At 62.9% G+C, this 15,149-nt stretch carries 13 protein-coding genes; 7 read left to right on the plus strand and 6 right to left on the minus strand.

Going from position 1 to position 15,149, the window contains the following annotated elements:
- The first annotated feature begins 317 nt into the window (after positions 1–317).
- From JKF87_RS15000 to lpxC, 3 genes are all read left to right on the plus strand, one after another.
- Positions 318–3,389 (plus strand): TonB-dependent receptor plug domain-containing protein, encoded by a 3,072-nt coding sequence (locus tag JKF87_RS15000; RefSeq protein WP_201100690.1) that lies wholly within the window; start codon positions 318–320, stop codon positions 3,387–3,389.
- A gap of 281 nt (positions 3,390–3,670) precedes the next feature.
- Positions 3,671–5,236 (plus strand): cell division protein FtsZ, encoded by a 1,566-nt coding sequence (ftsZ, locus tag JKF87_RS15005; protein ID WP_201100691.1) that lies wholly within the window; start codon positions 3,671–3,673, stop codon positions 5,234–5,236.
- 189 nt (positions 5,237–5,425) lie between these two features.
- Entirely contained in the window at positions 5,426–6,325 is a 900-nt protein-coding gene (lpxC, locus tag JKF87_RS15010) for a UDP-3-O-acyl-N-acetylglucosamine deacetylase (protein ID WP_201100692.1), read from the plus strand.
- A 45-nt stretch (positions 6,326–6,370) separates the two neighbouring features.
- Here lpxC and pgeF read toward each other — a convergent pair whose 3' ends face one another.
- Genes pgeF through lgt form a run of 3 tightly spaced genes read right to left on the minus strand, consistent with a single transcriptional unit; the run spans position 6,371 to position 9,108 of the window.
- A complete protein-coding gene (gene pgeF, locus JKF87_RS15015; RefSeq protein WP_201100693.1) occupies positions 6,371–7,141 on the minus strand; it encodes a peptidoglycan editing factor PgeF in 771 nt (256 codons plus the stop codon).
- Positions 7,142–7,150: 9 nt separating this feature from the next.
- Entirely contained in the window at positions 7,151–8,242 is a 1,092-nt protein-coding gene (locus JKF87_RS15020) for a class I SAM-dependent methyltransferase (protein WP_201100694.1), read from the minus strand.
- Positions 8,239–9,108 carry a prolipoprotein diacylglyceryl transferase gene (lgt, locus tag JKF87_RS15025; protein WP_201100695.1) on the minus strand — a complete coding sequence of 290 codons (870 nt, stop codon included), beginning with the start codon at positions 9,106–9,108 and terminating at the stop codon, positions 8,239–8,241. Before lgt ends, JKF87_RS15020 begins: the two co-directional genes overlap by 4 nt.
- Positions 9,109–9,296: 188 nt before the next feature.
- Here lgt and JKF87_RS15030 point away from each other — a divergent pair, with 188 nt between their 5' ends.
- The 3 genes from JKF87_RS15030 (at position 9,297) to JKF87_RS15040 (ending at position 10,958) form a co-directional block, all read left to right on the plus strand.
- On the plus strand, positions 9,297–9,584 hold the full coding sequence (locus JKF87_RS15030) for an accessory factor UbiK family protein (protein WP_201100696.1): 288 nt from the start codon (positions 9,297–9,299) through the stop codon (positions 9,582–9,584).
- Between the two features lie 76 nt (positions 9,585–9,660).
- Entirely contained in the window at positions 9,661–10,164 is a 504-nt protein-coding gene (locus tag JKF87_RS15035) for a type III secretion system chaperone family protein (RefSeq protein ID WP_201100697.1), read from the plus strand.
- A complete protein-coding gene (locus JKF87_RS15040) occupies positions 10,164–10,958 on the plus strand; it encodes a pyrroline-5-carboxylate reductase family protein (RefSeq protein WP_201100698.1) in 795 nt (264 codons plus the stop codon). Before JKF87_RS15035 ends, JKF87_RS15040 begins: the two co-directional genes overlap by 1 nt.
- A 3-nt stretch (positions 10,959–10,961) precedes the next feature.
- Here JKF87_RS15040 and JKF87_RS15045 read toward each other — a convergent pair whose 3' ends face one another.
- The 3 genes from JKF87_RS15045 to JKF87_RS15055 form a co-directional block, all read right to left on the minus strand.
- Positions 10,962–11,489 (minus strand): hypothetical protein, encoded by a 528-nt coding sequence (locus tag JKF87_RS15045; protein ID WP_201100699.1) that lies wholly within the window; start codon positions 11,487–11,489, stop codon positions 10,962–10,964.
- 99 nt (positions 11,490–11,588) lie between these two features.
- The gene (locus JKF87_RS15050; protein ID WP_201100700.1) at positions 11,589–12,968 is read right to left on the minus strand and encodes an ATP-binding protein; all 1,380 of its coding nucleotides are present in this window, start codon (positions 12,966–12,968) and stop codon (positions 11,589–11,591) included.
- 27 nt (positions 12,969–12,995) lie between these two features.
- Positions 12,996–13,727, minus strand: coding sequence for a response regulator (locus JKF87_RS15055; RefSeq protein WP_370874350.1), 732 nt, complete (start codon positions 13,725–13,727; stop codon positions 12,996–12,998).
- 88 nt (positions 13,728–13,815) lie between these two features.
- On the opposite strand from JKF87_RS15055, the gene JKF87_RS15060 reads away from it, so the two are divergent.
- Complete coding sequence (locus tag JKF87_RS15060) at positions 13,816–14,694, plus strand: branched-chain amino acid aminotransferase (protein ID WP_201100702.1); 879 nt, start codon at positions 13,816–13,818, stop codon at positions 14,692–14,694.
- Positions 14,695–15,149: the final 455 nt, after the last annotated feature.

The following is a 15,149-nucleotide window of genomic DNA, read 5'->3' on the forward strand; positions in this document are numbered from 1 at the left end:
TGCTTAAGCTCGACGGCATCGGTGGATATGTGTGAAAATTGCACGCGCTGCTTATAACGTGCGAAATAATAAGAAAATATACTACATATTTCTGAATAGTTAGCAAAAATTTCCAATTTTTAAGAAAATTCATCACCTCCTGTTATCTCCAAGCGTCGCCAATCTGTGTTTTTTTTGTAACATTTCATCGTTCGCTTAGTCCAATTTGCGCCACAAAGGTTGCTTGATCCTCACATTCCAATAGACCGGCGTTATCAGGGGCGCGGGCTGTCCGCACAGTCTTTGGTTATTAATTCAACCTTGGATGGGGTCGAGGAATGCTTTTCAAACGCAAATATCTTTTTAGCACGACGGTGCTCGCTGGCTTGATTGCCGTTTCGGCTCCTGCATTTGCTCAGTCCAGCAGGGCTAAGGCGCCGGTGGATGGTGATGCTGATGAGGTGGGTGAGATCGTTGTCACGGGGTCGCGTATCGCCCGCCCTAACCAGGAATCACCGACGCAGGTCCAGGTCGTAACGGCCCAAAACATCGCCGTCACGGGCGAGGTCAATCTGGGTGAAATTCTGCGGACCCTTCCCGCTGCGGGCGTGTCGTCGTTGACGCCTACCAACTCTAATTTCTATACTCAAGGTAATGGTGTCGCAACCGTGGAGTTGCGCAATCTCGGTGAAGACCGAACACTCGTTCTGGTCAACGGTCGCCGATTTGTTGCTGGTTTGCCGGGCTCGCAAATCGTCGATTTCAACAGCTTGCCGACTGAATTTGTGGACCGTGTCGACGTTGTGACGGGCGGAGCATCGTCCATCTATGGATCGGACGCACTGGCCGGCGTTATAAATATCATCACGGACAGAAATTACGACGGCTTCGAGATGTTCGGCCAATACGGCATCACGGACCGAGGAGACCGCGAAACCTTTAAGATCGGCACCAAGTTTGGTTCGAACTTTGCGGATGATCGCGGCAACTTCGTGGGGACATTGTCCTACCAGGACAACAAGGCTGTCTTCGCCAAGGATCGTGGTGACCGCGACATGGCGGTGGATGGTATAAACGGGCTAAATGTTGGGGGCACGTTCGGGGAAACGGTCTACTTCTTTGGTTCAAGCTTCATCCCTAGGGGGGTGGCCATCCTCCCGGGTATCGGCCTGAATAACACCAACGTCGTTTATGAGCCGACAACAGGCGCGGCCAGACCGTATGCTGCAGGCACGGACGGCTTCAATCGCCAAGCAGAGCGTCTGCTTTATGTCCCGAACTCCGCGCTGCAATTTTCGGGACAGGCAATTTACAAGTTTAACGACGACAATCGTTTCTTCTTGGAAGGGTCTTATTTCCGGGGCTCCACCAAGAGCGACATTGAATCGAGCCCTGTCAGCGGGGCGGATATTTTCCGCGACGCACAAGACATTGGGTTGAATCCACAATGTTCGGCAGCGAATGGCTGTCTTTATGGCATTCCCCTGCTCAGCGCGATCGTGCCTGAATCAATCCGAAATCAAGTTCGTGCGCGGACGCCTGGTTTGACTGATGCGCAACGTGTGGTCGGCTTCCAGCGCCGGATGACCGAATTCGGCAACCGACAGAACGAAGCGACACGTGACCTGTTCCGTGTGGTTGCCGGCTTGGAAGGCGAGCTTCCTGGCTCAATGAACCTGAAGTATGAAGTCAGCGGTAACTGGGGCCGGAGCTCGGAACAACAAATCACCACGGGCGGCATCCTTAAGGATCGCTTGATTAACGTGTTGGATGTTGTGGATACGGGCGGAGGCGTTCTTGCTTGCCGTAACATCGCTGAGCGAGCTCGCGGCTGCACACCGTTCCGTATTTTTGAGGAAGGTGGCGCATCACAGGGCGTCGTTGACTACATTGCGGTGCAGAACTCGTTCGACTCCTTTGTGGACCAGAAGGTTCTGAACGGTAACATCCGTGGCGACCTGGTGAATCTGCCCGCAGGCACCATGAAGTTTTCTTTCGGCGGTGAATACCGCCGCGAAGAGTCTCGCAACACTCCGGACGCCACGCTGCAGCAAGGTTTGGCCTCTGGTAACGTGGCCCCTGAAACCAGAGGATCATTCAATGTGATCGAAGGTTTTGGTGAGCTGTATATTCCCTTGCTGGCGAATCTTCCGTTTGCACATCAACTGGATTTGAACTTGTCTGGGCGGTTGTCGGATTATTCGACGATCGGGAATACAAGCGCTTGGGCCGCGTCGTTAGAGTATATGCCTACGGATTGGCTGAAGCTGCGTTCGCAATATTCGGTCGCAGTGCGTGCGCCGAATATTAGTGAGTTGTATTCTGGGCGTTCTCAGACGTTCCCAACTACGGCGGACCCTTGCCGCGGTCTGACGGTCACTCAAGGTAAGGCGGCATTCTACAACACGCGCCAGAACATCGCCAATCCTGCGGCAGTTGCGGCTAGCGGCATCAATGCCGCCACTATCGACAGTGACAATGCACGGGCATGTTTGGCTGATCCGACATTGGCGGCGCGTGTCGCGCGTGATGGCGTCTTCTCCCAGACTCAAGCAGAAGCGCAAGGTACGGGCGGCTTCAACAGCGGCAACGCGAACCTGAAACAAGAGAAGAGCACCAGCATCACCGGTGGAGTTCTGTTCAATGCCAAATGGTATGATTGGTTGACGCCATTCTCGATTTCGGTTGATTACTTCAACATCGAGATTGACGACATCATCGCAAACCTGGCGCGCGGGACCAGCCTGAACGAGTGCTATGTCAACAGTGGCGGTGTCTACGACGCCAGCAGCCCGTTCTGTCAGTCGGTAGTTCGTTACGCCACGGGCACGGCGCAAGTCGGCGCGATGCGTGAACTGAACTCGCAAACTCAGAATCTTGGCACCTTCAAGACGAGCGGTTTCGATGTCATGGCCAGCTATGTCTTCAGCCTGGATAACTTCCCGGGAACAAGGGACTGGAACGGAAACTGGGGCACCCTGACAGCAAGCTTGTCGTATCAACGTCTTGAAGAATATAAGCAGTCAGCCTTGCCTGGTGGCGAACTGGTCGAATCTTCGGGTATGACTGGGACGTCAAAGAACAAGGCTCAGCTCGATCTTCTGTATCGACGGGACGCTTTGACAGTGTCGTGGCAGACTCAGTTCGTCGGTAAGAGCTGCTTTGATCAGCTTGACCCCTGCAACAACTACGATGAGGACGGTCGAATTCCTCTGACGACCTTCTCTGATCTGCAAGTTCGTTACGCGGTGACGCCGAAGGCTACCGTTTTCGTCGGCGTGGACAACATCTTCGATAAGTATGTGTACATTGGCCAAGGTTGGGGTCAGCCCACTGGTTGGACCACCCAGCCGGACGTATATGACGGCTTGGGGCGTCGCTACGTCGTTGGCGCTCGCGTTAGCTTCTGATCTGACTGGTTCTTAAGCTTGCAAGATGGCGGGGCGGGGGATTCCCTCCCCCCGCTATTTTGTTGTGGGCTGACTTAACGGCCGCGCTACGCATCAGACTGTAAGTTCGACGATCTTGGTTATATCTAAAAGCTGTCTGGTAAATGACGCGACTCATATTATCGCCGTAACCTTCTCTTAACCCTCATGGGCGCAATCCTTAACGCGCTCATAACCAATGTGATTCGGCGGGGTAGTCGCATTGGAGTGCAGGGGCAGGGTCGCAAGGTCGGAAAACAGATATGTCGCTTTCATTGGTCAAGCCGCAGAACACTGAACTGAAGCCCCGCATCGTCGTGTTCGGCGTTGGCGGCGCCGGCGGGAACGCCGTGAACAACATGATCGACGCCGGCCTTGAAGGGGTCGAGTTCGTCGTCGCAAACACGGATGCGCAGCATCTGTCGTTCGCCAAGACCGACCGTCGCATCCAACTGGGCGAAACCATCACCCAAGGCCTGGGCGCAGGCGCCCATCCTGAGGTCGGCATGAACGCCGCCGAGGAGTCCGCTGACGAGATCCACGCGCACCTGGAAGGCGCGCACATGGTCTTCATCACCTGCGGCATGGGCGGCGGCACCGGCACGGGCGCAGCGCCCGTCATCGCCAAGTGCGCGCGTGATCGCGGCATCCTGACCGTCGGCGTCGTGACCAAGCCCTTCACCTTCGAAGGCCGTCACCGCATGCGCCTGGCGGACTCGGGCGTCGCCGAGCTGCAGCGTTATGTCGACACCCTGATCGTCATTCCGAACCAGAACCTGTTCCGCGTCGCCAACGAGCGCACGACCTTCGCGGACGCCTTCGGCATGGCCGACCAGGTGCTGCACTCGGGCGTGCGTTCGATCACCGACCTGATGATCCTGCCGGGCCTGATCAACCTCGACTTCGCCGACGTCCGCGCCGTCATGTCCGAAATGGGCAAGGCGATGATGGGCACGGGCGAGGCCACGGGCGACGACCGCGCCCTCCTGGCGGCTCAGAACGCCATCGCTAACCCGCTGCTGGACGAGACCTCGCTGAAGGGCGCCAAGGCCGTGCTGGTGAACATCACCGGCGGTCTGGACATGACCCTGCTGGAAGTCGACGAGGCCGCCAACGCCATCTCGGCCGAAGTCGACGGCGACGCCAACATCATCTTCGGCGCGGCATTCGATCCCGCCCTGGAAGGCAAGATCCGCGTGTCGGTCGTGGCGACCGGCATGGACGAGGGCGAGATCAAACGCGTCGATCCGGTTGCCCCGTCCGCGCCGTTGGCCAGCCATGAAGCGCGCCGTTCGGCGGGTGGTCTGTATGGCACGCAGGCACCGCGCGCCCCCGAGCCGACCCGTGACGTCTATCGCGAGCCGACCCGCGCCGAGGCCCCCCGCGCGCCTGAACCCCGCATCGAGGCGGCTCCGGTCGTTCCGACCTTCATGGCGCCGCCCGCGCGCGAGCCCGAGCCCCGCCCTGAACCCGTGATCCGCGTCGCCGAGGCACCGCGTAATCTGGAGCCGATCGTCGATCCCTGGGTCGAGGAATATGAGACCCGCGCTCCGGCGGCCCGTGCCCCGGAACCGCAGCCCGATCTGTACTCGCGCGCGCCGCAGCAACCGGCCATCGAAGATGACTACGATGATCGTGATCACCGTCGCAGCGGCTGGAGCCTGTTCGGCCGCGGCAAACGCACTCAGCCGCAGCCGGAGCCGACCTATGGCCGCGGTGCGCCGCAGATGCGCCAGACCAGCCAACCTTCGCACCAGCCCGAGCAGGAAATGGGTCAGGCCGACGACGACCTGGAGATTCCTTCATTTCTCCGCCGACTGGCCAACTAGGCGCTAAGCCCTGAAACAATGAACGCCCCGGAGCCTCGCGCTCCGGGGCGTTCTGCCTTTAGGGGCCTGTTTCGTATCGAAACAATCCGAAACCCGACTTTCATTTCGTGCTTGCAGCCCTGCCGCTAAATGGAGCGCAGGTCGCAATCCGCACGCAGCGGTGCGCGCAGTTAAGAAGCGAGTTTGAGTTTGTCGTTCAGACAAGATCACCACGAACGCACCATCATCGCGCCGGCCATCATCGCCGGCGTCGGGGTGCACACCGGCCGCCGGGTGCGGCTGGCGGTTCGTCCTGCGCCTACGGGCACGGGCATCGTCTTCGTGCGCACGGATGTCACCGACCGCGACAACCGCATCCCCGTTTCGGGCGAGGCCGTGGTGGATGCGCGCCTGAACACCATGATCGAGAATGCGGCGGGCGTCCGCCTGTCGACCATCGAACATTTGATGGCCGCCTTCTGCGCCCTGGGCGTATCCAACGCCGTGGTCGAGGTGGATGGACCGGAGCTGCCGATCCTGGACGGTTCGGCGCTGGAGTTCGTCAAGCTGCTGGACCGCGCGGGTTTCCGTCCGCAGCCCCAGCCGCAGCGCTACATCGAGATTCTGGAGACGGTTCACGTCACCGAAGGCGACAAGCACGCCGCCCTGATGCCGTGCGACCGTTATGAAATGCGGTTCGAGATCGACTTTCCGTCGGCGGCGATCGGCAATCAGGTCGTCGACTTCGTCGTGGATGAGCCGACCTTCCGCCAAGAGATCATGGCTTGCCGCACCTTTGGGTTCGCCCATGAGGTCGAGGCGCTGCGTCAGGCGGGTCTGGCGCGCGGCGGTTCGCTGGAGAACGCCGTGGTCATCGACGGCGACGAAATCCTGAACCCCGGCGGCCTGCGCATGGAGCGCGAGTTCGTTCGGCACAAGGCGCTGGACGCCATCGGCGACCTGTACGTGCTGGGCGCGCCGCTGCTGGGCCGTTACGAAGGCTACAAGGCGGGTCACGCCCTGAACAACAAGCTGGTCCGCGCGCTGCTGGCGGCGCCTCATGCCTGGCGGGTGATCACCCGCGTGCCGGAACTGGCCGAAGCAGGCTGACCGGCTTCTCCCGGCCGGACGGGCGGGGGCGTTCTGTCGGTTGCGCTAAACCCCGATCACGCTGATCAGGCGTCCGAAATCTTGTTCTCCGCGCTGGAAGGCGCGGCGGTTGGAGAAGAACCGGGCTTCGTCGGCGCAGGTGTCGTGGCCGGTCCAGACGGCCTGGCCGACGCTTGCCTGCTGCAGGCGCCACAGGACGAAGCCGGGCAGGTCGAACTGGCGTTTGTCGGGCGCGACGCCAGGGTGGAAAAAGCGTTCGCTGCCCCGGTCGTGATGGGCGAAACGTTCTTCGAAATCGACGCCCACCTCATAGCTGGCCTGGGCGATGCACGGGCCGACGACGGCGAGGATGCGGCGCGGATCGGCACCCAGGGCCTCCATCGCCGCGACGGCGGAGTGAACGACGCCGCCCAGGGCGCCCTTCCATCCGGCATGGACGGCGGACACGATGCGGGTCTCGGGATCGGCCATCAGGATCGGGGCGCAGTCGGCGGTCAGCACCGAGCACAGCAGGCCGGGATTGGCGGTGACGACGGCGTCGCCTTCTGGTCGGTCGCCATGCCAGGGACCGTCAGCGACGCGCGCGACGGCGGAATGGATCTGGTAGCAGCCGTTCAGGTGGTCGGCGTCTGCGCCCATTGATTCTGCGACCCGGCGACGGTTCTCGGCGACGGCGGCGGGGTCGTCTTTTGAGCCGACGCCAGCGTTCAGCCCCTCATAGATGCCGGTGGAGACGCCGCCCGCGCGGGTGAAGAAGCCGTGCTTGACGCCAGCGGCGGTCAGCAGCGGATGGGTGATGGGGGCAAGGTCGGTCATGGTCGTCTTCTACTCGGCATCCCATCCCGGTACGATCAGCGATCGGGGCGAGAAGATCGCGGCAGCCTTGAACAGGCGTCCCATCTGGTCGTCGGCGGTCAGGCGGTTCAGTTGGCGGTCGATGACGGGCGCCGCGTCGGGCCGTCCCGACTTCAAGCGTTCAGCGCGGGCTTCGATCCCCAGACGTCGCAGAAACTCGCCCTGGGGCAGGCAGCCCGTGACGTCGGCGCCGGTACGCAGCGCGGCCTCCAGCACCAGGGGGAAGTCGGCCCATTGGGTCAGGTCGGCCTCGCCCGGATTGTCCAGCGGCGACACCTTCTGGTGGCGACGCAGGGCCTGAAGCGTATCGCCCGCCTCTGGCCGCGCACGGCCATAGTCGATCAGCAGGGCGGCGCCCGAGGCGGCCTTCATCAAGAGGCCCAGATCGCGGCCGAAGACGGGCTGCTGCTCCGAAATCTCGAACACCTGGCCGGGTTCGATGTCGAAGGACGGCTTGTCAAAACCGCCAGAGATGGCGGTCAGGCCGAAGGTCAGGTCGTTGTCGTCTGTGACGCCGATGCGCCGCTCGGCCCAGCCGCCCTCCGTGCGGACGAACTGACGTGCGGGCATGCAGTCCAGCACCTCGTTGGCGATCAGGATGACCGGCGCGTCGGTCTCGATCCGCGTCAGGTCACGCACCCAGCGCGGCGACAGATCAGCGCCCGCCAGAGCCCGGGCCTGCAAGTCTCGCAAGGGGGCGCTGGGCTCGATCAGGATCAGGTCGCAGGCTTCCAGGAAGCCCGGCGCCAGGCGCGCGGCCCGCAGGGCGTCGCTGATGAGCGTGCCGTCGCCGGGACCGACTTCGACCAGACGGAACCGCTCGGGCGCGCCCAGGCGATGCCAGGTCTCGACCGCCCACAGGCCGATCAGTTCGCCGAACATCTGGCTGACCAGAGGGGCGGTGATGAAGTCACCGCGTTCGCCCAGCGATGGGCGCGAGGCGTAGTAGCCGCCTCTGGGGTCATGCAGGCAGCGGGTGACGTAGTCGGCGACCGTCATGGGCCCGGTCAGGGCGATCTCTCGCGCCAACCGGGACTTCAGGGTTTCGACCGGCGCGCTCATGCTGCGGCGGGCGAGCGGTTCCAGGCCCGCCAGATCAGCCAGCCGCCGACCAGGATCATCGGGATCGACAGCATCATGCCCATGGTCAGGCCGAGCGGGAAGTGGGGCATGCCGTAGTCAGGCTCGCGCACATTCTCCAGTGCGGCGCGGCAGATGCCGTAACCGACGAGGAACAGGCCGGTGATATAGCCCGGCTTCTGCAGCAGCTTGAACTTCCAGATCGCCAGCGACAGGACCGAGAACAGCAGCAGGCCTTCCAGTCCGGCTTCGTAAAGCTGGCTGGGGTGACGCGGGACGTCGCCGGCGGGGCAGAAGCCGTACATCTGTTCGATGCGGGCGTTGCAGAAGCGGATGGCCCAGGGAACGGTCGTCTCGCGACCCCACAACTCGCCATTGATGAAGTTGGCGATGCGGCCGAAGAACAGGCCCAGCGGCACGACGGGGGCGACCAGATCGCCCAGGCTGAGCATGTTTATCTTCTGACGGCGGGCGAAAAGGATGATGGCGATGGCCACGCCCAGGAAGCCGCCGTGGAAGCTCATGCCGCCGGTCCAGAGTTGCAGCAGTTCGAACCGCTCGCCCAGGGTCTGGCCGGTGAACAGTTGGGCGAACATGACGGGCTTGTAGAAGAGGGCGTAGCCGAACCGGCCGCCCAGGATGATGCCCAGGGTGATCCACAGGACCAGATCATCCAGTTGGGTGTTGTTGACCGGCGGGCGGCCTGGCGCCCACAGGCTATCGCGGCGCGCCAGACGTGACGCGTACCACCAGCCGAGGACGATGCCCGCGACATAGGCCAGGGCGTACCAGCGGATCGGCAACGGACCCAGATGGATCAGGACCGGGTCGAATTCGGGAAAAGGCAAGGTGGGGATCCTCGTCGGTTCAGTCTTGGAAGCTTTAGCAAGCGACGGCGCCTGCGTCGCCTGTGAAGGAGATATGGCAGTGATGGGTGAACACGACGCCTTGATGGCGCCTCCGAAGCAGCAGAAAGAAAGGTTTCGTTCACCCTATTGGGTCAGATTTCGTTAACGACGTCAGGTCGGAGCCCGCCATGCAGACCCGCAACCCCCTTTTGGATGAGTTCGCCAAGCTGACCACGGGCGCCATGGGGCTGGCGCAGGCGGCGGGCGAAGAGGCCAAGACGGCCTGGCGCGCGCAGGCTGACCGGATCGCCGCCGAGATGGATTTGGTCCGTCGCGACGAATTCGACGTTCTGAAAGATGAAATCGCCGCCCTGCGCGCCGAGATCGCGACGCTGAAGGCGGCTGAAAAGCCCGCGAATAAGCCTCGCAAGGGAACGTCCACAGATGGAACTCCCGCAACGGACGCAGACAGTTGAGCCGAATCCGCGAACAGGCTTACCGTCCCGTTAACGCCCCCGACTCGTGGGGCCGCCGCCTGAATCGAGACGCTTGATGGACATCGCCCGGCCAGAGGAAACGGACGTGCCTTTCGACCCGCTGGAAGTAGTCGAACACGTTCTGACGGCCGAAAACCTGCCGTTCGACCGCACCAACGACGGTGATCTGGCGTTCGCGCTGGCCGGCGACTGGAAGGATTATGAGCTGTGGTTCGCCTGGCGTCCTGAAGGGGACTGCCTGCAGCTGTGCTGTGCGCTTGATCTGAAGGTGGCCAAGAGCCGCAAGGCCGCCGCCTATGAACTGGTCGGCATGATCAATCAGCGCACCTGGATGGGGCATTTCGAGGTCTGGGCTGAGGATGGCGAGATCGTTTTCCGTCACTCGCTCGCCCTGCCGATGGGCGAGCGTCCGACCCTGGCCCAGGCTGCGTCAATGATTGATGCGGCGGTTGAGGCGGCGGATCGCTATTATCCCGCCTTCGACTTCATGGTCCGGGGCAACAAGAAGCCGCAGGAGGCGATCGACGCCTGCCTGTTCGAGACCGTCGGCACCGCCTGATGGCTGTGAGCGAAACCGTCGTTCTGGTCGGGTGCGGCCGTCTGGGGTCTTCCATCCTGGAAGGCTGGCTGCTGACTGAAACAGTTGCGGCTGAAAACCTGGTCATTCTCAGCCCGTCCGAGAAGCCTGTCGCTGAGTTTGCGCGGGCCAAGGGCGCACGGATCAATCCGCCGCTGGAGGCCCTGACCGAGGCCCAGGTCATCGTGCTGGCGGTGAAGCCCGCCAAATGGCGCGAGGTCGTGACGCCGCTGCTGCCGTTCCTGGGGGACCAGGCGGTGATCCTGTCTGTCATGGCGGGCGTGATGGCGCCGACGCTGGCTGAAGGCATCGGCGGATGGCCCATCGTGCGGGTCATGCCGACCACGGGCGTCTCACGCGGACGGGGCGTGGCTTCCGTCTGGTCTGCGGATGCCGATGCGCGCGCACTGGGACGAGCCCTGTTCGAGCCGATGGCGGAGACGGTCGATCTGGACGAAGAAGCTCTGATGGACGCGGCCACCGCCGTAGCCGGATCGGGCGCGGCCTATTTCTACGCCTTCACAGAAGCCCTGGCGCGGGCCGGGGAGGCGGCGGGTCTGGACGCGGCGACAGCCGATGTTCTGGCGCGCGCCACCCTGCGGTCCGCTGCGGATGCGATGGGCGATGATCCGCTGGAGGTTCTGATCGACCGCATCGCCTCGCCGGGCGGTTCGACCCGCGCCGGTCTGGACGCCCTGTCGCGCGGCGGCCGCCTGACGGCCATGACCCACGACACGGTTGCAGCGGCGGTCCGCCGCAACCGCGAGATGGGCTGAACCCTAGAAACGACCGCGTTGCAGATAGGCGCTGAACCGCTCGAACGCGCGGTCGGCGTCCTGCCAGACGCCGTAACCCCAGACGTCACGGATCGACGGCGAGAAGTATGAGAACTTCACCGCACGGGTCTGGCCGTCCGCTGTCGTCAACTGACCTTCGATCGCCGCACCGCCGATGGAGATGCTGCGGATCGGGTCCAGTCCCGGCGTATCGCGCATCTGCTGCATGGTCGGGCGGTTGGGCTTGAGGTCGGTCAGCACCAGTTGAGCGCTGGCGCCGGGATAGGATTCCTCCAGCACGCGCACGACGTTGGACTGCAGGTTTGCAATCTGGTCATTGACCTCTCGCACGCCCAGCTTCTCGACCCTGGTCTGCAGATCGCGTCCGATGGTCACCGTGACATTGGACGGCGCCTGATTTTCGGACTGAACCTGTGTGGTGGCCTGAATTTGAGCCTGAGGCTGCGCCTGAGCCATGGCGGCGACCGCCAGGGTCGCGGCCAAGGGGGCGAAGAAAGCAAGTTTACGCATCTGTTCCATCTCCAACCCTGTCGGGATTGTAGATGCGCCTTGGCGTAGGTTTTCGCTAGTGGGGGTATCAGATTTGAAACGACACGGGTCGTTGGAGGCTCAGTCGGCCGCCGCTTCCGCTGGCGCTAGGGACACTGGGCCTGGAATCCGGATCACAGCCTTCAGTCCGCCCAGATCGCTGCGTTCCAGGGTGATGTCTCCGCCATGACTGCGCGCCACGTCGCGGGCGATGGCCAGACCCAGTCCCACCCCCTTGCGGTTCTGGTTTCGTGAATCGTCCAACCGCGAGAAGGGGCGGAAGGCCTCTTCGTGCATCTCGTCGGGAATGCCGGGGCCGTCGTCCTCAATGGCGATCTCGACGCCGCCGGATGTCAGGACGCGAGCCGACAGCCGAACATGGTCGCCGTGAGAAGCGGCGTTGCCGGCCAGGTTCACCAGGGCGCGCTTGAAGGCGAGGGGGCGCAAGATGGCGGTCAGGCCCTCTGGCGCTGACAACTCGACCTCGGCGCCGGCGCGCCGGGCGTCATCGGCGGCGGCGCCCAGCAGGTCGGGCACGGACACCGGCTGCGGCGTTTCTCCAGCCTCGCCGCGAGCGAAGGCCAGATATTCGTCGATCATATGCTCCATCTCGTCCAGGTCGCCGCGCATGGCGGCCTGGCGCTTGAAGGGCGGCGCCAGCGCCAGCTCCAGACGCAGGCGCGTCAGCGGCGTGCGCAGGTCGTGGCTGACCGAGGCGAGCAGGGCGGTGCGTTGGTCGATATGGCGCTGGATCCGGTCGCGCATGGCCATGAAGGCGGTGGCGGCGGCGCGGACCTCACGCGCGCCATGCGGTTTGAAGCGCGGCACCGTCTCGCCTCGGCCAAAGGCTTCGGCGGCGTCGGCCAGGCGCTCGATGGCGCGCACCTGATTGCGGATGAACAGGATGGCCACGCCCATCAGCAGCACGGTCGCAATCGTCAGCCACAGCACGAAGATATGGGCCTGGGTCGCCACGGCCCTTTCGCGCGGGGCGATGATGCGTAAGACCCCCTGCGGCTCCTGCACCTGAATATCGACGTAGGAAGGATATCGGGTGGTGTCGAACCAGTAGGGGCGGTCTAGGCGCGATTGCAGCGCATGATCCAGAACCCGGTCGACGACCCCGATGGGGCCACGCCTCTGCTCTGTCGGCAGGACGCGATCTTCCTGCAGGGCGATGGACAGGGACATCGAACGTTCTGCGCGGTCGGCCAAACGCTGCAGACCCTGCGGGCTGGGGTCGTCCTCATAGGATTCGACCGCCCAGGCGATGTCGCCGGCCAGGCCTTCGGACAGGCGCGCCGTCACCGTCTGCCAGTGGGCGTCGAAGAAGATCCATGTCACCGCCACCTGCATCACCAGCACCGGCAGCACGATGATCAGCAGTGAACGCCCCCATAGCGAGGTGGGCAGGCGCCGCTTCAGGAAACGCGGCCACAGATAGGCGGGCAGAAGCCGCATGTTTCCTCAGCCGGTCCGCTTAGAGCCTTAGTCGGGCGCCAGCATATAGCCGACGCCGCGCACGGTCTGCAGATAGCGCGGGTTCTTGGGGTCGCTTTCCAGCTTGCGGCGCAGGCGGGTGACCTGAACATCGACGGCGCGGCCGGTGATGTCGGCGGTGTCGGGCGACAGGCTCATCCGTTCAACCGGTGCATGGGCGTGAAGCGCGAGCGTCTTCAGCAGTTGCGCCTCGGCCTCGGTCAGACGCTGGGGCTTGCCCTCGCGGGTCAACTCCAGCCGCTCCATGTCGAAGACGGCGGCGCCCAGCTTGATCTCGCGCGGACCAATGGGCTTGCCCCCGGTGCGACGCAGAATGGCCTCGATCCGCAGCGCCAGTTCGCGCGGTTCGAACGGCTTGGACATATAGTCGTCAGCGCCGCGCGCCAGACCCTCGATCCGGTCTTCGGGATCGCCGCGTGCGGTCAGCAGCAGAACCGGCGTCTTGGACAGCTCCGCCTTGCCCCGCACCCAGGTGGTCAGATCAAACCCGCTCTCGCCCGGCATCATGACATCCAACACCACCAGATCGAACTCGATAAGCTCCATCATCCGCTTGGCGGCGGCGGCGTGGGCGGCCCCGGTGACGCGATAACCTTCGCGCGCCAGGAACTCCTTGAGCAGTTCGCGGATGCGGTCGTCGTCGTCGACGATCAGCAGATGGCGGCCGACGCCGGGCCCGGCGATGGGGCCGGAGCGGCCATAAGGGCGTGATTCCGTCATGCTCATGCGTCTTTCCTCCCGCTCAGGGCGTTGACCTGAACGATTCGGGCGGCTCTAACACCGTCAGTTTCGCGGGAGATGTGTTCCAATGGCCTTCGTTCCTTTCGACGATCGTGACGGATGGATCTGGATGAATGGCGAGTTTGTACCCTGGCGGGAAGCAAAAACGCACGTTCTGACCCATGCTCTGCACTACGGCTCGTCGGTTTTCGAGGGTGAGCGTATGTATGGCGGCGAAATCTTCAAGCTGACCGCGCACTCGGAGCGGCTGAAACGCTCCGCCAACCTGCTCGATTTCGAGATCCCGTACAGCGTGGCTGAAATCGATGCGCTCTGCAATGAAACCTGCGCCAAGAATGGGCTGACGGACTGTTATGTTCGCCCGGTCGCCTATCTGGGCGCCGAACAGACCAGCGTCTCGGCCCTGAACAACAAGGTCCATCTGGCGATCGCCGTGTGGGACTGGCCCAGCTATTTCGATCCGGAAGTGAAGGCGCGCGGCCTGCGTCTGGAATGGTCCAAGTGGCGCCGCCCCGATCCGCAGACCGCGCCGACCACGGCCAAGGCGGCGGGTCTATATATGATCTGCACCATGTCCAAGAACGCGGCGGAGCGTAATGGCTATGCCGACGCCCTGATGCTGGACTGGCGCGGCTATGTCGCCGAGGCGACGGGCGCCAATGTCTTCTTCGTCAAGGACGGCGTCATCCATACGCCCAAGGTCGAGCACATCCTGGATGGCATCACCCGCCAGACGGTGATCGAGATCGCCAAGGCTAAGGGGATCGAGGTCGTGGTTCGCGACATCCTGCCGAAAGAACTGTCCGGCTTCTCGGAATGCTTCCTGACCGGAACCGCGGTCGAAGTGACGCCGGTGGCGGAGGTGGGCGACTATCGCTTCACGCCGGGCGCCCTTTCACTGGATCTGATGGATCACTACGGAAAACTGGTGCGTCGCCAGCTGTAATCAGGCGCAGCAGGGACGGTGAAGCTTGAGCGATCCGGGGTCTGCCAAAATCTTCGCAAAAGCGTCAGATTCCGGTTGCGGACAAAGGGGGCGGTCCGTATAGAGCCGCCTCGCTCGGAAACGGGCTGGCCGACGGGCCGCGGGGACAGCAGTTTCCACGGTTCACGAAGGAAAGAGGTTGAAAAACTTCTTGCTTTCATCGGTTGGCTTCATTAGGTTCCGCGCTTCATTCGAAACGCCGAGCTACGGTTTAGGGGTCAGCCTCGCAGCTTACTCCCGGTGATTTTTTGCGGTTTGAAGGGTTCGCTCTTCGGTCTGCAAAATCTCTGAAAAGAGCGATTGACATGAGGATCGGGCTTCACTAAACACCCGCCTCCGCCGACGACACCGGCGCTAAACAAGTCGGGCCGCTGGAGCGGTTTGGGTCTTTGACATTGTTGATTTGGAAAGAGAAA

The sequence above is a fragment of the Brevundimonas nasdae genome, assembly GCF_016654005.1.
GTDB lineage: Bacteria > Pseudomonadota > Alphaproteobacteria > Caulobacterales > Caulobacteraceae > Brevundimonas > Brevundimonas nasdae.